The organism is Streptomyces sp. ITFR-21 (assembly GCF_031844685.1).
Taxonomy (GTDB): Bacteria; Actinomycetota; Actinomycetes; order Streptomycetales; family Streptomycetaceae; genus Actinacidiphila.
In genome coordinates, this window is the sequence record NZ_CP134605.1 from 566,818 (window position 1) to 586,065 (window position 19,248).

The following is a 19,248-nucleotide window of genomic DNA, read 5'->3' on the forward strand; positions in this document are numbered from 1 at the left end:
CCTCACTGTCGGGCTCGGGGAACCGTAGCAATCGCGCCACGCCGCACCGCGTCCGGGGGCGTATCCGCTGGGTGCGCGGCCCGCGGCCAGGCGGGTGAGTCGTCCGTAAACCGGCTGGTGACGGCCCGCGCCCGGGCATAGGCTGGCCGGGACGAGCAGGCTCCAGGGGAAGTACCGGGCCCCGTAGCCCGTCCCGGAACGAGTCGCACCTCGGCCACGCTTCCGGCGCAGAACCGGCGCCACCGCGTCCGCACCGCCCGAAGTAGACAAGCCCCCGGGCAACGGCGCCCCGCCCAAGGCCGTGCCAGGGGGTCCCCTGTGCCGAAGGCCGGGGGGAGCATCCGGCCAACGCGACGTAAGGAGTGTGCGGTGTCAGCAGATCCGCTCAAGCGCCAGGACAAGACCGCGGAACGAGGCGGCGACGGAGCCTCGCTGTTCGGCGAGGAGCATCCTTTCGACACCTGGGCGCGCAGCGCGCCGATCCGGCTCGCCGGATACGAGGACGACCCGTCGGAGACGCACATCCTGCGCAGTATCGATTAGTCACCCCGCAATTAGTCACCCCGCAATTAGTCACCCCGCGATCGGACACCCCGCGGTCAGGTATCCGCGGTCGGACACCCCGCCCGGCCGGGCCGGCACACCGTCGTGCCGGCGGACCGGAGCGGCCCCGGATCGGCGCAGCCGCCGGGCGGCGGAGTGAGGCGCGGCGCGGCGCACGCAGCGGGCCCGCCCGGACGCATGGCTTCCGGGCGGGCCGTTTTCCCCGCCGCGTTCTCAGGTGCACCACGCATGCATCGGAGCGGACCGGGCAGACGCGCCTCGACTTCGCCGAACACCAGAGGAGTACGACGATGCTGATGGCCCACCCCACCGTGCTGCGCACCCTGGTGGACCGCTACGAGGCGCTGCGCGCGCTCGCCGACCGGACCGTCATCGGTGGCACGGACGGCGGCGAGGAAGGCGGCGGGGGCGTCGACCCGCGCGTGGAGCAGCAGTTGCAGGACACGGTGTACACCCTGTGCGTGTCGACCGGGACCCGGGAGATCGGCCCGGCACTGGCCGCCGCCCGCGCGCACATCGACCGCGCCGCGTTCGGCGGGGATTCCGCGCTGGAGCGCGGCGTGGCCGCCTGACCGGGCGGCGCCGGTACATGGCGGGAGCCGTCAGGACGTTTGCCCGGGGCGGTCGTTGTCGCGGGTCCGCAGCGTCGGCCGGTGGAAGGCGCGGTGTCCTGCGGTGCCGGGGACGGCGGCGCCCGGCACGCTCACCGGAGTCTCGCGGAACGCCGTTCCCCGGGCGCGGGATTCCGGCGGAAGCGCCGGTCGGAGCCGTTTCGGGCGGCCCTGCGGCAGTCGGCCGGGTGGTCACCCGTTGGGATGAACTCCGCTGTCGGCATGTCCTGATCGGCCCTCCCAGGCGTTGTTCCGGTTGCGGACGTACGGTCCGCGAGTGAATTCCGGAAGGCAGGGAGCGTATGAACAGGGTCGCCCGAAAGGGGCTCGTCACGGCCATGGTCGCCGGGGGCGTGCTGGCCTCGGCGGGATATGCCCAGGCGGATGCCACGGCCGGCGGTGACACGGTGGGGTCGCCCGGGGTGCTGTCCGGCAACGCGGTCCAGGTGCCGGTGGAGATCCCGGTGAACGCCTGTGGGAACAGCATCAATGTGGTCGGCCTGCTCAACCCGGCCTTCGGCAACAGCTGCGCCAACGTGTCGGCGTCCCCGGTCACCCCGGCGCCCGCGCGGCCCGGCGGCTCCGCGGCGGCCGGCTACGGACACCCGGCCGCACAGTCCGGGTCCGCCGCCGTCGACCCCGGCGGCCCGCGCAGGGCGGGTTCGTCCCCGGCCGGCGCCCTGAGCTCCGGCGGCGGCGCGCGGGCGGCGGGCAGCGCCGACGGCTCGGCGGGCATCCTGTCCGGGAACGGTCTGGGACTGCCGATCCACCTCCCGGCCAACCTGTCGGGAAACTCCGTCGACGTGGTCGGCATCGGCAACCCCGTCTTCGGCAACACCGCGGTGAACGGGCAGACTCCGCCGCCGGCCGCCAGCACACCGGCGCCGCCCCCGCACCAGCCGATCCCGGCGCCGCCCGCCGACACCGCGCGACCGCCCCGGTCGCCGGCCCCGGCCCCGATCCCGGCCCAGTCGCTGGCGCACACCGGCTCCGACGGCGTCGGCTGGACGGCCGCGGGCGGCGCCGGTCTGCTGCTCGGCGGCTCGCTGCTCTACCGCAGGTTCCGCCCCGGCCGCGGCTGACGGCGCGGGGTCAGCGCGGCGCACGGCGCGGGCGGGTGTGAACGGAGTGGTGCGGCGCGGCCGTTGCGGCGGCGCTCAACCGGTCAAGCCGTTATCCGTACCGCTCCCACCTGCGGCGACACCGACCGGGCCGGATACCGCGGGGCATCCGGGCTCTAGGGTGTATGCGTACACATGAGCGTACCGGCGCGAGGACGCGTGGCAGCGTGTCTCTGCGACCGGCGCGTCCGTGTGCCGCCGTACCGATGAGATCGCCGTCTGTGTCGCGAAGACGTGATGCGAGGAGCCCCGCAATGGCGTTGCCGGAAGGCACGCTCAGCCACCGCTACCGTGGCGAGCACCCCGTCCGTACCCTCCGATACCTCTTCCATCCCGACCGCGGCCGGGTCGCGCTCGCCGTGCTCGCGTTCCTCGGCAAGCACACGCCGGTGTGGCTGCTGCCGCTGATCACCGCCAACGTCGTGGACGTCGTGGTCCAGCACCGGCCGATATCCGTCCTGTGGTGGAACTCCGCGATCCTGCTGGTCATCCTTCTGCTCAACCTGCCGCTGCACCTGGCCTACGTACGCTGCATGCAGGGCTCGATCCGCCGTACCGGCACCCGGCTGCGCACCGCGCTGTGCCAGCGCATGCAGCAGCTGTCCATCGGCTACCACTCCCGGGTCAGCGCCGGGGTGCTGCAGGCCAAGGTGATCAGGGACGTCGAGAGCATAGAGACCGCCGCCCAGCAGACCGCCGACAACGGGCTCGCCGCCATCGCCACCCTGTCCGGCGGGCTGGTGGTGATCGGTATCCAGGCCCCGGCGTTCCTGCCGGTCTTCCTGGTCGTGGTGCCGGCCTCGGCGATGCTGGTGGTCAAGCTGCGCCAGCGGCTGCGGGACCACAACGAGTCGTTCCGCCAGCAGGTGGAGGTGCTGTCGTCCCGGGTCAGCGAGATGACCACGCTGATCCCGATCACCCGGGCGCACGGCCTGGAGAACACCGCGCTGCACCGGGTGGACCGGACGCTGGGTGAGGTGCTGCACGCCGGGCTGCGGCTGGACCGGCTCAACGGCTGGTTCGGCTCGATCGCCTGGATCCTGCTCAACGCCATCGGTGTGGCCTGCCTGTCCGGCTCGGCGCTGGTGGCCTACTACGGCTGGCTGAACGTCACACCGGGCACCGTGGTGATGCTCAGCGCCTACTTCTCCAGCCTCACCGCGTCGGTCACCACGCTGCTCACCCTGACCCCGCAGATCGGCAAGGGCCTGGAGTCGGTGCGGTCCATCGGCGAGGTGCTCCAGGCGCCCGACTTGGAGCAGAACGACTGCAAGGCCGAGGTGACCGGCGTGGTCGGCCGGTTCGAGTTCCGGGGCGTCGGCCACACCTACCCGGAGAGCGAACTGCCGTCCCTGGTCGGCTTCGACCTCGACGTCCGGCCCGGCGAGACGATCGCGCTGGTCGGCGGGTCGGGCGCGGGCAAGTCCACGGTGCTCAACCTGGTGATCGGCTTCCTGCGGCCCACCGAGGGGCGGATACTGCTCGACGGTGTCGACATGGAGACCCTGGACCTGCGCGGTTACCGCAGTTGGCTGTCGGTCGTGCCGCAGGAGTCGATCCTGTTCGAGGGCAGCATCCGGGAGAACGTCACCTACGGCATGACGGACGTGCCTGAGGAGGCGGTCCGTGCCGCGCTGCGCGACGCCAACGCGCTGGAGTTCATCGACCGGCTGCCGCTCGGCCTGGACACGGTGGTCGGGGAGCGCGGCGCGCGGCTGTCCGGCGGGCAGAAGCAGCGGCTGGCCATCGCCAGGGCGCTGATCCGCGATCCGCGGGTGCTGGTCCTGGACGAGGCGACCTCGGCGCTGGACTCCCGCTCCGAGGCGCTGGTCCAGCAGGCGCTGACCCGGCTGGTCCGCGGCCGTACCGTCTTCGTCGTCGCGCACCGGTTGTCCACGATACGGAACGCGGACCGGATCGTGGTCCTGAACGAGGGCCGGATCGAGGAGATCGGCTCGCACGCGGAGCTGCTGCGCAGCGGCGGCGCGTACGCGGGTCTGCAGGCCGCGCAACTGGCCTGACGGGCGGCCTGCCCCGCGGCGCCGCCCGGCCGGTCGTCGGCCGGCCGGGCGGCGCCGCGGGGTACACGGCCGCGCGGGAGGCCCGCGGTCAGCCCTTCAGCGCCTCGGAGACGATCGACTGCGCCTCCTGCTGGACCTTCGCCAGGTGGTCCGCGCCGAGGAAGGACTCGGCGTAGACCTTGTAGACGTCCTCGGTGCCCGACGGGCGGGCGGCGAACCAGGCGTTGTCGGTGCAGACCTTGATGCCGCCGAGCGCGGCGCCGTTGCCGGGCGCCTCGGTCAGCACCGCGGTGACCCGCTCCCCCGCCAGCTCCTCGGCGGGCACCTGACCGGGCGACAGCTTCGCCAGGACCGCCTTCTGCTCGCGGTCGGCCGGCGCGTCGATCCGGGCGTACGCGGGCGCGCCGAACTCGGCGGTGAGGCCGGCGTAGTGCTCGGAGGGGGTGCGGCCGGTGACCGCGGTGATCTCGGCCGCGAGCAGCGCCAGCAGGATGCCGTCCTTGTCGGTGGTCCACACGCCGCCGTCGCGCCGCAGGAAGGACGCGCCGGCCGACTCCTCGCCGCCGAAGGCCAGGGTGCCGCCGAGCAGCCCGTCGACGAACCACTTGAAGCCGACCGGCACCTCGGTGAGGGTGCGGCCGAGCCCGGCGACCACCTTGTCGATCATCGAGGACGACACCAGGGTCTTGCCGACGGCCAGGTCCCGGCCCCACTGCTCGCGGTGCCCGACCAGGTAGGAGATGGCCACCGCGAGGTAGTGGTTGGGGTTCATCAGGCCGCCGTCGGGGGTGACGATGCCGTGCCGGTCGGCGTCCGCGTCGTTGCCGGTCGCGATGCCGTACTCGTCCTTGCGGGCGATCAGCGACGCCATCGCGTACGGCGACGAGCAGTCCATCCGGATCCTGCCGTCCCAGTCCAGCGTCATGAAGCGCCAGGTGGGATCGGCGTAGGGGTTGACCACCGTCAGGTCCAGCCCGTGTGCCTCGGCGATCCGGCCCCAGTAGCCCACCGAGGCGCCGCCGAGCGGGTCGGCGCCGATGGTGAGGCCGCTCGCGCGCACCGCCGCCAGGTCGAGCACCGACGGCAGGTCGTCCACGTAGCTGCCGAGGAAGTCGTAGCGGCCGGTGGTGTCGGCGGCCAGTGCCCTGCGGTACGGGATCCGGTGGACGCCCTTCAGGCCGTCGGCGATCAGCGCGTTGGCGCGGTCCTGGATCCAGCCGGTGGCGTCGGAGCCGGCCGGGCCGCCGGTCGGCGGGTTGTACTTGAAGCCGCCGTCGGCGGGCGGGTTGTGCGAGGGGGTGACGACCACGCCGTCGGCGAGGTCCGCGCCGCGGCCCCGGTTGTGGGTGAGGATGGCGTGCGAGACGGCCGGGGTCGGGGTCCAGCCGTCGGCCTGGTCGATCAGCACGGTGACGCCGTTGGCGGCGAAGACCTCCAGGGCGGTGACCCGGGCGGGTTCGGACAGCGCGTGCGTGTCGGCGCCGAGGAAGAGCGGCCCGGTGGTGTGCTGCCCGGCCCGGTACTCGCAGATCGCCTGGCTGGTGGCGGCGATGTGGTCCTCGTTGAAGGCGGTGGCCAGCGCCGAGCCCCGGTGCCCCGAGGTGCCGAAGGCCACCTTCTGGGCGGGCTCGCCCGGGTCGGGGTGCAGAGCGTAGTAGGCGGTGACCAGTCGGGCGACGTCCACCAGGTCGTCCGGCCGGGCCGGTGTTCCGGCACGCTCGTGCGGCATCCGCGTCTCCTTGTGTCTGCGTGTGCGGGTCTGTGGTGCGACTGTGGTCGGTACGTGTGCGCGCGTGGCTGTCCGGCTGCGGGGCCGCCGGATCCGCGCCGTGCGGTCGGTTCGTCTTGTGCGTTCCCCATTTTCACGCGTCGGCGCCTTTCGCGGTGGGGGGTGCGGGGGTGTGGCGACGTTAGGGTGGTCACGCTTCGACGGCGGCGGACGTCCGGCCCGTCGTTCGGGAGAGGCGGAGGCGATGACCACGGCTGAACCGCCCGCCGCCGCGGGCGTGCGGCTGGCGTCGCCGGCGGGCCGGTGGGTGCTGGCCTGTTCGGTGCTGGGCTCCGGCATGGCGATGCTGGACGGCACCGTCGTCAACATCGCGCTCCCCCGGCTGGGCGAGGACCTGGGCGCGTCGCTGGCGGACCTGCAGTGGACCGTCAACGGCTATCTGCTGACGCTGGCCGGGCTGATCCTGCTCGGCGGCGGCCTCGGCGACCGCTACGGACGGCGGCGGGTGTTCGTCACCGGGGTGGTCTGGTTCGCGCTGGCGTCCGCGCTGTGCGGGATCGCGCAGGACAGCGCGACGCTGATCGCCGCGCGGGCGCTGCAGGGCGTGGGCGGCGCGCTGCTGACACCGGGGTCGCTGGCGCTGGTGCAGTCGTCGTTCCGGCAGGAGGACCGGGCCAAGGCGGTGGGCGCCTGGTCGGGACTCGGCGGGGTGGCGGGCGCGGTGGGCCCCTTCCTGGGCGGCTATCTGGTGGACGGGCCCGGCTGGCGGTGGATCTTCCTGATCAACGTGCCGATCGCCGCGGTCGTGGTGGCCGTCGCGGTGCGGCATGTGCCGGAGAGCCGGGACCGCAACGCCGCCGGCTCCTTCGACGTGGCCGGCGCGGCGCTGGCCGCGCTGTGCCTGGCCGGGATCACCTACGCGCTGATCGCCGCCTCCGGGCACGTCTCGCTGCTCACGGTGGTCGCGCCGGCGCTCGCGGGAGTGGTCTGCGGGGTGGTGTTCGTACGGGTGGAGGGCCGGCGGGCGCGCCCGATGCTGCCGCTGTCGGTGTTCGCCTCCCGGCTGTTCACCTCGATGAACCTGGTGACGCTGTGTCTGTACGCGGCGATCGGCGGGGTGTTCTTCGTGCTGCCGGTGCAGTTGCAGATCGCGGCCGGCTACAGCGCGCTGCGGGCCGGGATCGCCACCTTGCCGGTGACGGTGCTGATGCTGCTGCTGTCGGCGCCGGCCGGCGCGCTGGCGCAGCGGATCGGGCCGCGACCGCTGCTGACGGCGGGCCCGCTGCTGACCGGGGCCGGGCTGCTGCTGCTCACCCGGGTCTCGCCGGGCTCGTCGTCCTACGTCGCGGACGTGCTGCCCGCGGTGGTGGTGCAGGGCCTGGGGATGAGCATGTTCGTGGCGCCGCTGACCGCGACCGTGCTGGCTTCGGTGGAGGTGGACCACTCCGGGGTCGCCAGCGGCGTCAACAACGCCGCCGCCCGGGTCGCGCAGCTGCTGGCGGTGGCCGCGCTCCCGTTGGCGATCGGGCTGTCGGACCAGGCGTACCGGTCGCCGCACGCGGTGGACACCGCCTTCAGCAAGGCGATGTGGATCTGCGCCGGGCTGTGCGGGCTCGCCTCGCTGCTGGCGGCGCTGCTGGTGCCGTCGGGGGCGCTGCCGGGCGTCGGCGACGAGGCGGCGCCGCGGGCCAGGCCGGAGTGCCGGACCCACTGCGGGTTCTCCGCGCCGCCGCTGGAGCCGGGGACGCGGCGGCCGGCGCGCTGAGCGGGCGCCTCAGGGGGCCGGCTCCCCCTCCCGCGGGCCGGGCTCGGTGAGCAGCTGCTCCAGTACCGGCAGCGCGGCCCGCAGGGTGCGGCTCTGGTCGGGGGTGAGCCGGGACATCCGGCGGCTGAGCAGTTCGGAGCGCTCACGGCGGATCCGTACCAGCAGGTCGGTGCCGGCCGGGGCGATGCTGACCAGCCAGGAACGGCCGTCGGAGGGGTCGGGGTCCTTGCGGATCAGCCCGGCGGCGGCCAGCGGGTGGACGGTTCGGGTCAGCGAGGGCGCCGCGACCTGCTCGTACGCGGCCAGCTCGCCGAGCCGCAGCGGGCCGTGCTCCTCGATCCTGGCGAGCGCGGAGAGCTGGGCGAAGGTGAGGTTGAGGTCGCCGCCGGACGCCTGGGCCATCTGCCGGTACAGCCGGGCGATGAGCAGCCGCAGCCGGGCCACGTCGCGCGACGAGGGGGCCGGGCCGTCGGCGGGGAGGGAGCCGGCGGCGGGGTCGGCGGGGGGCGGTGGCGGCGCGGCGGAAGGCGTCCCGTGGCCGTCGGCCTCGGCGGTCATGACGGGGCGCCTCCCTGGTGCTGTGCTGTGCTGTGCTGTGCCGTGCTGCGCCGTGCTGTGCTGCGCCGCGTGCCGCGGTCAGTTCTCGGCGGCGGTGCTGCCGGCCGGCGTGGTCGCCGCGCCGGCGGTGCCGGTGACCGGGATGCCGGCCGCCGCCGGACCGGTGGCCGTACCCGTACCCGTCGTCGTCCCGCGGTCGGGGCGGCTGCGGATCAAGGACGCGCCTGCCGCGACCAAGGACATCACGATCGCCAGGCCGAACACCACCACAAGGCCGTCGTGGAAGGGCCCGGAGATCAGGTGCGGGAAGAACTCCCGGCCGGTGAGGGTGTGCGCGTCGGCGGTCGGCAGCTTGTCGAGCAGGTCGGGGCCGAGCAGCTGCTGGATCGGGTTGTAGCCCAGGAACGCCGCGAACAGGGTACCGACCGGTGGCAGCGTGGCGACCTGGTGGGCGTTGGCCGCGGGTACGCCCTGCGCCATGAGGCCGGTGCTGAGCGTGTTGGGCAGTGAGCGGGCCAGGCCGGCCACCATCAGCGAGAAGAACACGCCGATGGAGAGCACCATGCCGGCGTTCTGGAAGGTGGCCCGCATGCCGGAGGCGGCGCCCCGGGCCTCGGCCGGCACGCTCGCCATGATGATCGAGGTGTTGGGCGCGGCGAACAGGCCGCCGCCGAGGCCGTTGAGGCAGATCACCACCGCGAAGACCCAGTAGTTGAAGTCGGTGGGCAGCAGCAGCAGGCCGCCGAAGGACGCGGCCATCACCACGAAGCCGGCGGCGGCGAACAGCCGGGCCCCGTACCGGTCGGAGAGGTAGCCGGCGATCGGGCCGGCGGCGAGGAAGCCGATGGTCAGCGGCAGCAGGTAGATGCCCGCCCACAGCGGGGTGTCGTCGTAGTTGTAGCCGTGCAGCGGCAGCCAGATGCCCTGGAGCCAGATGATCAGCATGAACTGCAGGCCGCCGCGGGCGATCGAGCCCAGCAGGGTGGCCGCGTTGCCGCCGGCGAAGGTCCTGCTGCGGAACAGCTGGAGCGGGAACATCGGCTCGGCGACCTTGGACTCGACCACACAGAACACAACGAGCGTGGCGGCGCCGCCGATCAGCCCGGCCAGCACCCAGGGGTTGGTCCACCCCATGGTGTGGCCGCCGTAGGGCTGGATGCCGTAGGTGATGCCGGCCAGCAGCGCGGTGAGGCCGACGGCGAAGGTGATGTTGCCCCACCAGTCCATCCTGGCCGGCCGGCGGACGCCGGTGTCGTGCAGCGAGCGGTAGGCCCAGACGGTGCCGATCAGGCCGATGGGCACGTGGACCCAGAAGATGGAGCGCCAGTTCCACTCGGCGAGCAGGCCGCCGAGGACCAGGCCGATGAAGGAGCCGGCGATGCCGGCCACCATGTTGACGCCCAGGGCCATGCCGCGCTGGCGGGCCGGGAACGCGTCGGTGATGATCGCCGCCGAGTTGGCCATCAGCATGGAGCCGCCGACGGCCTGGGCGACGCGCCAGCCGATCAGCCACAGCGCGCCGCCGCCGCCGTGCATCGGGTCGACGGACAGGATCACCGAGGTGATCGTGAAGATCAGGAAGCCGGAGTTGTAGATCTTGACCCGGCCGAGGATGTCGCCGAGGCGGCCGAGGGTGACCACCAGGACGGCGGTGACGAGCATGTAGCCCATCAGCATCCACAGCAGGTAGCTGACGTTGCCGGGCTGCAGCGGGTCGAGCCGGATGCCGGTGAAGATCGCGGGCAGCGAGATCAGCACGATGGAGGAGTTGATCGTGGCGATCAGCATGCCCAGTGTCGTGTTGGACAGTGCCACCCACTTGTAGTGCGGATGGTCCGCGTCGATACGCGGTGTCCGCCGCGGTATTCGTGTCGCGTCGTCGGTCGCCATGGGACGGGTCACACCACCAGGAGGAGAGTTACTTAACTTAGGTTAAGTAACTCTAACATCGCGGATCCGCCCGCCGCAGTCCGGGCACGGAGGCACGAAGGGCGCGCGGCCGGGGCCGCGCGCCCTTCATCTCGCTCCAGGGGTGCCGTGGGGAGTCCGCCGCGCCGGCGCCACCGGCTCAGCGGCGGCGCGCCTCCGCCGGGCCGCCTCCGCCGGGCCGCCTCCGCCGGGCCGGTGCCGCCGGGCCGGTGCCGCCAGGTCAGCGGCGGCGCAGCAGCAGGCCGCGGACGAAGGCGGCCTGGCCGACGTGCTGGAGGTCGTCGCCGATCACGCTGATCAGGCGGACACCGAGGGTCACCGGCGGGTTCCAGCGCTTGTCGACGATCCGGTCCAGGTCCGCTTCGGCCAGCTCGGCCACATAGCCGAGGGTGCGGTCGTGGACGGCGTCGTAGTAGCCGGTGAGCAGGTCCGGCCCGACCCGGACCGCGGCGACGTCGTCCGACCCGTGGCCGAATCCGGTGGACGCGGCGGGGAAGGGCAGGGCGAAGCGGTCGGACCAGCCCTGCGAGGTCCACACCTGGTCGTGGCCGGCCACCTCGGCGACGTGGTCGTCCTGGATCCGGGTGAGGTGCCAGACCAGCCAGCCGATCGAGTTGGCGTCGGGGTCGACGCGCTCGGCGAGTTCACCGGCGGTCAGCCCCTCGACGGCGCCGTGCACCTCCTCCCGGATCCGGCCGAAGGCGTCGGTGAGAAGTTCCGCGCTGTTCATGGAGCTCCTTGGCAGGCGTTGCGGTGCCGCCGCGTCCGGGCCGGTGCGGTCCGGCGGGCGGCCTGATGCCGGCATTCTCCCCGGTCCACCACCCCCTCCACCGCTTCCCCCGCACACCCGGCCGAGCTCAGCCGACGCCGGCTGCTCGCGCTCGGCGCGGGCGCCGGACACCCCGGAAAGCACCGGTCCCGGGCGGGTGCGAACTCCCGGCCCGGGACCGGTTCGTAGGTCCGGCCGCCGCCGGCCTCCGGTGTCAGCCGACCGTCAGGACGGCAGCGTCCACTGCTGGTTGGTGCTGCCGAAGCAGTCCCAGATCTGCAGCCGGGTGCCGTTGGCCGAGCTGGGCCCGGTCGCGTCCAGGCAACGGCCGGAGGCGTCGTTGATCAGCGTGCTGCCGGACTTGTGCCACTTCTGGGCACCGGTCCCGTTGCAGTCGTACAGCTGGATCGTGGTGCCGTTGGCGGTGCCCGCCGCGGTCACGTCCAGGCACTTGCCGAGCGCCTGCAGCGAACCGTCGGAGACCACCGTCCAGTTCTGCGCGGTGGTGCCGTTGCAGTCGTACAGCTGGATGGCCGTGCCGTTGGCGGTGCCCGCCGCGGCGACGTCCACGCACTTGTCGGCGTAACCGGAGTGGATCGGGCCGGTGGCGCCGCTCGGCGCGGGCGGCGGGGTGGTGGTGCCGCCGGTGATGCCGTTGGTGATGCTGGAGAACTGGTACTGCGACTGCGAGGTGCCGCTGCACGAGTCCTGCGCCGAACCGCCGTTGCTGGCGCAGGCCTTGTCCCGGCCGAGCGACCAGAAGGAGAGCTCCTGGATGCCGTTGGTCTTGGCGAAGTTCGTCAGGTCCGTGGCGTCGGAGGTGGAGAACACCTCGCTGGAGGTGTCGTTCACGCCGATCATCGGCGTGTTGCCCTCCATCGCCCACAGCTGCGCCGAGGTCTTGGTGTTCCAGATCTGGCCGAGCTGGGTGTGCAGGCCCTGGGCGGCGCTGATGGCGGCGTTGCCCATGTCCATCGCCGAGCCGTAGTCCATCGTCATGATGTTGACGAGGTTCACGTTCAGCCCGTGGCTCTTGGCGTTGTTCAGGAGGCTGAGCGAGTTGGACTCCAGGCCGCTCGGGTCGACCGGCAGGGTGTAGTCGACGTCGAGCCGCTTGCCGGCCGCCGCGTACTGCTGCTGCAGGTCGGCCAGCGCCTGGTTGCGGCGGTCGTTGGCGGTGGTGTTGTTGAGCGCGCTGCCCTCGATGTCGAAGTCCAGCCGGGTCAGGTTCAGCCCGTCGATGACCCGCTTGTACTGGGTCTCCAGCGCCGAGACGGACGTACAGGAGATGCCGATCTCCGTGCCGGAGGCGCCGCCGAACGAGGCGATGACGTCGCCGCCGCCGGACCGCAGGCTGTTGATCGCCGACGTCCAGCCGGAGTCGGTGATCGAGGTGTCACCGTTGAAGGTGGCGTTGCAGCCGCCGCCGTCGATGACGAAGGCGAGGGTGAAGTACTTCAGCCCGGTGGCGTTCTTGACCGTGGCCAGCGCCGACGGGGAGTTCCACACCTCGGCGTAGGGCGCCGAGTAGTGGGCCGGGAAGCCGGGGCCGGGGTTGGCGGCGGCGTGCGCGTTGCCGCCGGCGGCCAGCAGGACGCCGGCGGCCAGCGTCGGGGCGGCAATGAGGGCGCCGAGCGCCTTGAGCCGGAGACGCGGTTTTCTCATGGGGGGAGGGGCCTTCCGGTTGCGGGCAGCCTTGCCCGTCGCATTCAGATGAATGAACGGGGGACGACGACGTGACTGAGGTCGCCCGAGGCGACGGTAGGACTAGACCAATACCGAGTCAAGACCCCGCGTTCGGCAACTGAACGCACCCGCCGCCGCGTTGTTCTGTGATGTTCTGTTGTTTCCCCTGTAACGCACGGGGTGCGCCCGCGTTCAGCAATCGAACGCGGGCGCACCTCAGGCACTGCGCATTTCTGTGTTCACTTCCGCGCGGTCATGTGCCGGCGATCGCGCCTCAGTTGTTGACGCTGATGGTGAAGTTGGGTGTGGTGTTCTGGATGTCCACCGCGTTGTCGCTCTCGTGCAGTCCGTTGAAGGTCACGGCACCGACGGCCGGCCCCTGGCCCGCCTCGGGCTGCGGGTTGGCCCAGACACCGAAGCCGGACTTGGCGTCGTAGGCGTCACCGCTCTTGTGGGCGCCGCTGATGTTGATGTTGGTGAAGACCGTGTCCTGGATCGGGTTGAGCGAACTGCCGCCGTTCCACTTGGTCTGGAACATGATCCCGGAGTAGGTCGGGTCGCTGATGTCGACGTTGCTGATCCGCAGGCCCTGGAGCTTGAACTCCGCGGAGTAGACCCACAGGCCGGGGAACGTCTGGCCGCCCCAGAAGTGACCGCCGTCGCGGACCAGCGAGATGTTGTTGAACGTGGTCTGCGGGGTGGCGTCAAAGCCGTTCGCCGGGATGCCGCCGAACGCCAGCGAGCCGATGGTGATGCCCGAGTACGTCAGCGTGTCCGCGATGTACAGGTTGCTGAAGGTGTTGCCTCCGCCGCCGTACACCGCCAGACCCGCGGCACGCCACGTGGTCTGCACCGACAGGTTCTGGAAGGTGTTGTTGACTTCCTGCTCCGAGGTGTGGTCCGTGGCGGGGAACAGCGCGAAGCTGTCGTCACCGGTGGTCTTGGCCTCGTCGTTGCTGATCAGGTTGCCGCTGCTGCCGTTGGTCAGGTTCAGGCCGTCGGCGAAGGTGTCGCGGATGCGGAGGTTGGTGAACGTCGAGTTGTCGACGTTGGTGCCCCAGACTCCGCAGATGGTGTGCTCGACCCACAGGTTGTCGATCGTGAGGTTCCCGATGCCGGTGATGTCGAACACCTTGCCGGGACCGTCGATACGGCTGGTGTAGTTACCGAAGAAGCCGAATCCGGTGAAGGAGGAGCCGCCGGAGCCGGACTGCAGCGAGAAGCCGCCGTCGGTGTTCTCCTGGGTCTGCGGGGTGTAGAACCGGGTGAACCAGGGACCGGCGCCGACCACCTTGAGCGCCCGCCCGTAAACGGTGAACTTGTTGGCCGTCTGGTAGTCACCGGCGGGCAGGTAGACCCCGAGCTTGGTGGTGTCCTGCCGCGCGGTGTCCAGCGCGTTCTGCACGTCCTGCTGGGTGAACCCGGCCGGGACCACGTACTTGGTCGGGTCCGGGTTGGCGATCGCGGTCGCCTGCTCCAGGTTGACGTAGTCGATGTTGTAGTAGGCCGCGGTGTTGGCCGCGTCCTTCTCCAGCTTGATGGTGTGGCCGGCCGGGACGGTGGTGCCGAGCAGCACGTTGGCCTCGTCGTAGATGTGGCGGGGGGCGCCGGATCCGGCCGAGTTTCCCGGGCTGGTCTCGTCGCCGTACAGCCACTCGTACTTCGGGGTGAGGCTGATCGCCTTCAGGAACGTACCGTCGACGTATACGTTCAGCGTCGAGTCGGTGCCGTCCGGGATGTTGAAGCGGGTGACCAGCGTGTTGGTGCTGGCGCGGGTGGTGAAGGACACGGACGCGCCGTTGGCCGCCAGGTGCACGGCCTTGCGGCCGGACGCCTCACCGGCGGGGTCGCCGATGGTGCGGTTCGGGCCGAGCACGGTCGCTCCGCCGCCGAGCACGCCGTCCTCGGCCTCGTAGGTGTCGTAGGGGAAGTTCGCCCCACGGCCCACGAAGAAGGACTGGTTGCCCGTGTTGTTGGCCTGCTTGGTGGACACCTCGTTGGTGTCGACCGCGACGACCGTGCGGACGGTGTACTTGCCGTTCACCGCGGTCCAGCTGCCCAGGCCGACCGGGGCGCTGGTGGCTCCGGGCGCGAGGGTTCCGGTGTAGGTGCCGGTCAGCGTCTTGACGACGCTGCCGCTTGTGGCGTCGAGCACCGACAGCGTGATGCCGTGGGCGCCGGCCGCCGAGGCGACGGTGCCCTGGTTCTTGACCGCCACCGTGAAGGTGACGGTGTTGCCCGCCGACGGGTTGCCCGGCGACCAGGCCGTCACCGGCACCAGGTCGGAGGTGTCGACCGGACGGACCACCAGGCCGGTGGGGTTGGTGTAGCTGTTGTTGGTCTCGTTCTGCTCGACGACCGCGTTGGCCTCGTCGACCTTGGCCGTCAGCTGGTACGTCGCCGCGTCCTTGGCGCCGATGTTCAGCGAGGCGGTCGCGGTGGCGCCGGCGGCGAGGGCCGCGACGTTGGCGCTGCCCACCTTGACGGTGCCGAGGTAGAAGTTGACGCTGGTGGCCGCCGCCGCGTTGGTGCCGATGTTCTTCACCGTCGCGTTGAGCGTGATCGGGTCGGTCTCGACCGGCGACGCGGGGGACGCCGTCAGCGCGCTGACCGTCAGGTCCGGGTTGGGTCCGGGCACACCGATGACCTGGACCTCGGCCGCCTGGCCGCCGCCCGCACCGGAGTTGTTGCTGAACGTCAGCCGCACGTCGGCGACCCGGCCGGAGACCGGGATGGTGACCGAGTTGCCGGTGGCCGGGTCGAAGCTGTACTGGGTGGCCGGCGACAGCTGGGTGAAGGTGCCGGCGCTCTGCTCCCGGCCGTCGACCGCGATGGTCTGGGTACGGGGGCCCCAGGCGCTGCTCGGGTTGAGCTTGACCACGATGGAGCTGGTGTCCACGTTGGCACCCAGCTGGACGGTCAGCGTGCTGGTGCCGGTGCCCTCCCAGTAGGTGGTCACGTCGTCGTCGTCGGCGTTGGCCGCGACGAACTGCAGCACCGTGGAGGAGGCGGTGATCGGCTTGCCGACCGCCTGGTTGGTGCCCCCGGTGGGCGGCGTGCTGCCGTTGCGGGTCACCGTGTTGCTGTTGCCCGACTCGTTGCCCGCCGCGTCCTTGGCCCGGACGAAGTAGGAGACGGTCGCGGTGTCCGGCTGGCTGTCGGTGTACGTCAGCACGTTGCCGGCGACGGTGGTGCGCAGCGCGCCGTTGGCGAACACCTCGTAGCCGGTGACCGCCGTGTTGTCGCTCGCCGCGTTCCAGGTCAGCTTGATCTGACCGGAGGCCGGCAGGGTGTAGGCCAGACCGGTCGGCGCGGTCGGCGCCTGCGTGTCACCGGAGGCACCGGTGCGGGTCACGCTGTTGCTGGCCGCCGACTGGTTGCCTGCCGCGTCCTTCGCCTTGACGGTGTAGGTGACCGTCGCGGTGTCCGGCTGGCTGTCGGTGTACGTCAGCACGTTGCCGGCGACCGAGGTGCGCAGGGTGCCGTTGGCGTAGATGTCGTAGCCGGTGACGGCCGTGTCGTCGGTCGCCGCGCTCCAGGTCAGCTTGATCTGGCCGGAAGCCGGCTGCGTGTAGGCCAGGTTGGCCGGCGCGCTCGGCGCGGTGACGTCACCGGTGGTCGGCCCGTACACCTCGAACTCGGAGATCTGGCCGGCCGGCCAGCCCGTGTTCCCGGTGATGTTGAGCCGCACGTAGCGGGTCGTGACGGTGTTGAAGGGGATGGTCACGGTGTTCGCGGAGGACGGGTCGAAGACGTAGCCCGCCGACGCGACGATGGTGGTGAAGTTGTTCCCGTCGGTGCTGCCCTGGACGGAAAGGGTCTGCGTGCGGGTCGCCCACGCGGTGGCCGGCGGCAGCTTCAGCACCACCTGGTTGACCGGCACGGCGCTGCCGAGGTCCACCCGGAGGGTCTGCGGGAAGGCGTTGTTGGTGCTCTCCCAGTAGGTGTTGGCGTTGCCGTCGACCGTGTTGCCCGAGGTGTAGACGTCGGCGTGGCCGGAGTCCAGGGTCGGGCGGTTCGCGGCGAGGTTGACGGTCGAGGCGGCGGCGGCCTGGACGGTCAGCTCGGACAGCTGGGCGGCCTTCGCGGCGGAGTTGGCCGTCACGTTGGCCCGTACGAACCGGGCCTGGGTCGCCGGGAAGGAGATCTTGACCGTGTTGCCCGACGCCGGCTTGAAGAAGTACGTCGCCGAACTGGTCAGGGTTTCGAAGCTCGTTCCGTCCGCGCTCGCCTGGAGCGAGAGGGTCTCGGAACGGGCACTCCACGCGGCCGGCACCTTGAGCTGCACCTGGTCGATGCGGGTGGTCTTGCCCAGGTCCACCTGGGCCCACTGCGGGAGGCTGCTGCCCGAGCTCTGCCAGTAGGAGCTCTGGTTGCCGTCGTTGAGGTGGGCGGCGGTGTTGCCGCCGTCCGTGCTACTGGCCGAAACCGCCTTGTCGGTTGCCAGGTCCGATCCCCCCGCGGCTATCGCGGGCACGGCCTGAACGCCGAGGAACAGCAGACTGGCCGCGATCACCCCCGCGGTCAGCTTCGGTGCGGAGCGCTTCAATCTCATAGCGTCCCTCTATGTCGTGGTCCGGATGATCAGGAGACGAACTGCTCGACAATCTGGAACGTGCGGGTTGAGCAGATGAAGTTGCGCTCTTCCCATACGGATCCATCGCTGTTCTGCTCATAATTTGCGCGCGTGTTGGCAGAGTGTTACAGACGGGCTACGGCGCCGTCTACGCCTCGGAAGGCAACGATTCATGTCCCGGCAAGGGAAGTCGCGGCGTCGGGCGGCTCGACCGGCGCGTTCTGCGCGCAGTGGCGGAAAACGGGCGGCGGCCCGGCACGGGGTGCCGGGTGCCGGGTGCCGGTACCGGGTGCCGGGGCCGGGTGCCGGGGCCGGGTGCGTGGCCGGGTGCGTGGCCGGGCCGGCGCTGGGCCGGCGCCGGATCACCTGAGCCGGTGGTGCGGGCGGAGCACCGGGTGGCGGCCCGGCGGGGGCGGGGGCGGGCGCGGGTCTACCGGAAGGCGTCCCGGACCGGGGGCGCGGCACGCCGGTAGACCCGGCTGCCGGTCAGCCGGCGCCTGAGCATCTGGAGCCGGGGGTGGCGGTCGTTCATCTCGCCGCCGTAGCGGTCCAGCTCCTCCACCAGGCGCTCGGACCGCTTCTCCACCGTCAGCTCGTCCAGGATCCGGTCCACCTCGGCCAGCAGCGCCCCGTGCAGCTGCCACTGCCGGGGGTGCCGCTGGACACCGGCCAGCAGCAGGTCGGCGGTGCGGTTCCGGCTGGCCGCGCTCTCGGTCAGCGCGCTGGCCAGCCGCTTCTCCGCCTCCTCGGCGTTGGCCGCCACCTGAGTGGTGATCAGCTCGGCGAAGCTCTGGATCGCGTCGGCCACATGGCCGAGCAGGTTCTCCAGCTCCGCCGCCACCTCGTCCGGGAAGAGCTCCTCCTCGGTCCGGTGCTTGGCGAGGTCGGTGAGCGTACGGGAGAGCACCCGCATCACCACCGCGCAGATCTCCAGGGTGTCGAGTCCGGTGCGCAGCACGATCCGGGAGAGCAGGCCCTCGCGGACCCGCGGGTTCCAGCGCAGGCTGTCCTCGGCCTGCCGCAGCGAGGCGTCGACCTCGACGATGGCGTGGTCCACCCGGCGCGCCTCGTGCAGCCGGTCCGCCGCCTCCGCCACCGTCAGGTGCCCGCCGACCTCACCGGCCATGTCCCGGAACAGCCGGGCCATCCGGCGGGCCAGCGAGTCGATCGAGCCGCCGGCCGACTGGACCCACACCGGCGGTGCGAACAGCAGGTTGAACAGCAGCCCGACGGCGGCGCCGATCAGCGTCTCGTCCACCCGGTCCCACGCGGTGTGGGCCACCTGGCCGACGCCGAGCACCAGCATCGCGCTGATCGCCACCTCCACCACGAACTCGCCGACCCGTACCACCCGGCCGACCAGCAGCGCGGTGAAGATGGTCAGGCCCAGGCTCCACCAGCTCAGGCCGACCAGCGCACTGAAGCCGATGGCGATCAGCACCCCGACCACCACCGAGTTCACCCGGCGGATGCCGGTGGTGAGGGTGGAGTAGAGCGTCACCTGGACCACCAGCAGGGCGGTCAGCGGCGCGGTCAGCGGGGCCGGCTGCGGGGTGAGCCAGACCGCCACCTGGTAGGCGATGACAGCGGCCGCGGTGGACCGCAGGATTTGGACGGCGGCCGGTTCGGTGCTCCACCGGACCAGCTTGACCATGGGTTCTGGTACGTCGGGCATCTCATGCCCTTTCCCGTTCTCGGCGATCCGGCCCGCTCCGGCGCACAGCGGGCCGCGGCACACCGCCCGCGGCGACCCACACCCGCCGGCGCCACACTGTTCACTCCCGCACCACGCTGCGCACAGCCTAGAGTCGACGCGCACGGGAAGAGGCGGTGGCGCGGCGCGTCCTGGCGGGTTCCCCCATTCACTCCCGGGCACCGCGCCGACGTGCCCGCCGCCCGACTGTGTGATGGGCTTTCTC

At 71.8% G+C, this 19,248-nt stretch carries 12 protein-coding genes; 5 read left to right on the top strand and 7 right to left on the bottom strand.

The genetic code is table 11. The features are described from left to right. Positions 1-369 precede the first annotated feature (369 nt). From RLT57_RS02555 to RLT57_RS02570, 4 genes are all read left to right on the top strand, one after another. Positions 370-543, top strand: coding sequence for a hypothetical protein (locus tag RLT57_RS02555; protein WP_311295722.1), 174 nt, complete (start codon positions 370-372; stop codon positions 541-543). Positions 544-854: 311 nt separating this feature from the next. Next, positions 855-1,136 carry a DUF5133 domain-containing protein gene (locus RLT57_RS02560; RefSeq protein ID WP_311295723.1) on the top strand — a complete coding sequence of 94 codons (282 nt, stop codon included), beginning with the start codon at positions 855-857 and terminating at the stop codon, positions 1,134-1,136. Between the two features lie 341 nt (positions 1,137-1,477). After that, positions 1,478-2,257, top strand: a complete 780-nt coding sequence (locus RLT57_RS02565) for a chaplin (RefSeq protein WP_311295724.1) — start codon at positions 1,478-1,480, stop codon at positions 2,255-2,257. Positions 2,258-2,550: 293 nt separating this feature from the next. Continuing rightward, positions 2,551-4,317, top strand: a complete 1,767-nt coding sequence (locus tag RLT57_RS02570; protein ID WP_311295725.1) for an ABC transporter ATP-binding protein — start codon at positions 2,551-2,553, stop codon at positions 4,315-4,317. 88 nt (positions 4,318-4,405) lie between these two features. Here the strand turns inward: RLT57_RS02570 and pgm are convergent, their stop codons facing one another. Continuing rightward, on the bottom strand, positions 4,406-6,046 hold the full coding sequence (gene pgm, locus RLT57_RS02575; RefSeq protein ID WP_311295726.1) for a phosphoglucomutase (alpha-D-glucose-1,6-bisphosphate-dependent): 1,641 nt from the start codon (positions 6,044-6,046) through the stop codon (positions 4,406-4,408). Positions 6,047-6,290: 244 nt separating this feature from the next. On the opposite strand from pgm, the gene RLT57_RS02580 reads away from it, so the two are divergent. Then, on the top strand, positions 6,291-7,811 hold the full coding sequence (locus RLT57_RS02580) for an MFS transporter (protein WP_311295727.1): 1,521 nt from the start codon (positions 6,291-6,293) through the stop codon (positions 7,809-7,811). Positions 7,812-7,820: 9 nt separating this feature from the next. Here the strand turns inward: RLT57_RS02580 and RLT57_RS02585 are convergent, their stop codons facing one another. The 6 genes from RLT57_RS02585 to RLT57_RS02610 all read right to left on the bottom strand — a co-directional run bounded on the left by RLT57_RS02585 (position 7,821) and on the right by RLT57_RS02610 (position 19,004). Further along, the gene (locus tag RLT57_RS02585) at positions 7,821-8,369 is read right to left on the bottom strand and encodes a MarR family winged helix-turn-helix transcriptional regulator (protein ID WP_311295728.1); all 549 of its coding nucleotides are present in this window, start codon (positions 8,367-8,369) and stop codon (positions 7,821-7,823) included. A gap of 78 nt (positions 8,370-8,447) precedes the next feature. Next, the gene (locus RLT57_RS02590) at positions 8,448-10,259 is read right to left on the bottom strand and encodes an MFS transporter (RefSeq protein WP_311295729.1); all 1,812 of its coding nucleotides are present in this window, start codon (positions 10,257-10,259) and stop codon (positions 8,448-8,450) included. Between the two features lie 259 nt (positions 10,260-10,518). Beyond that, on the bottom strand, positions 10,519-11,028 hold the full coding sequence (locus RLT57_RS02595) for a mycothiol transferase (protein ID WP_311295730.1): 510 nt from the start codon (positions 11,026-11,028) through the stop codon (positions 10,519-10,521). 264 nt (positions 11,029-11,292) lie between these two features. Next, positions 11,293-12,732 (bottom strand): ricin-type beta-trefoil lectin domain protein, encoded by a 1,440-nt coding sequence (locus RLT57_RS02600; RefSeq protein ID WP_311295731.1) that lies wholly within the window; start codon positions 12,730-12,732, stop codon positions 11,293-11,295. 295 nt (positions 12,733-13,027) lie between these two features. Further along, a complete protein-coding gene (locus RLT57_RS02605) occupies positions 13,028-17,308 on the bottom strand; it encodes a discoidin domain-containing protein (protein ID WP_311295732.1) in 4,281 nt (1,426 codons plus the stop codon). A 451-nt stretch (positions 17,309-17,759) separates the two neighbouring features. Further along, a complete protein-coding gene (locus tag RLT57_RS02610; RefSeq protein ID WP_311295733.1) occupies positions 17,760-19,004 on the bottom strand; it encodes an aromatic acid exporter family protein in 1,245 nt (414 codons plus the stop codon). Positions 19,005-19,248 lie beyond the last annotated feature (244 nt).

Coding starts and splice junctions, on each gene's coding strand:
- RLT57_RS02560 (WP_311295723.1), top strand. CDS start 855: ATGCTGATGGCCCACCCCACCGTGCTGCGCACCCTGGTGGACCGCTAC.
- RLT57_RS02565 (WP_311295724.1), top strand. CDS start 1,478: ATGAACAGGGTCGCCCGAAAGGGGCTCGTCACGGCCATGGTCGCCGGG.
- RLT57_RS02570 (WP_311295725.1), top strand. CDS start 2,551: ATGGCGTTGCCGGAAGGCACGCTCAGCCACCGCTACCGTGGCGAGCAC.
- pgm (WP_311295726.1), bottom strand. CDS start 6,046: ATGCCGCACGAGCGTGCCGGAACACCGGCCCGGCCGGACGACCTGGTG.
- RLT57_RS02580 (WP_311295727.1), top strand. CDS start 6,291: ATGACCACGGCTGAACCGCCCGCCGCCGCGGGCGTGCGGCTGGCGTCG.
- RLT57_RS02585 (WP_311295728.1), bottom strand. CDS start 8,369: ATGACCGCCGAGGCCGACGGCCACGGGACGCCTTCCGCCGCGCCGCCA.
- RLT57_RS02590 (WP_311295729.1), bottom strand. CDS start 10,259: ATGGCGACCGACGACGCGACACGAATACCGCGGCGGACACCGCGTATC.
- RLT57_RS02595 (WP_311295730.1), bottom strand. CDS start 11,028: ATGAACAGCGCGGAACTTCTCACCGACGCCTTCGGCCGGATCCGGGAG.
- RLT57_RS02600 (WP_311295731.1), bottom strand. CDS start 12,732: ATGAGAAAACCGCGTCTCCGGCTCAAGGCGCTCGGCGCCCTCATTGCC.
- RLT57_RS02605 (WP_311295732.1), bottom strand. CDS start 17,308: ATGAGATTGAAGCGCTCCGCACCGAAGCTGACCGCGGGGGTGATCGCG.
- RLT57_RS02610 (WP_311295733.1), bottom strand. CDS start 19,004: ATGCCCGACGTACCAGAACCCATGGTCAAGCTGGTCCGGTGGAGCACC.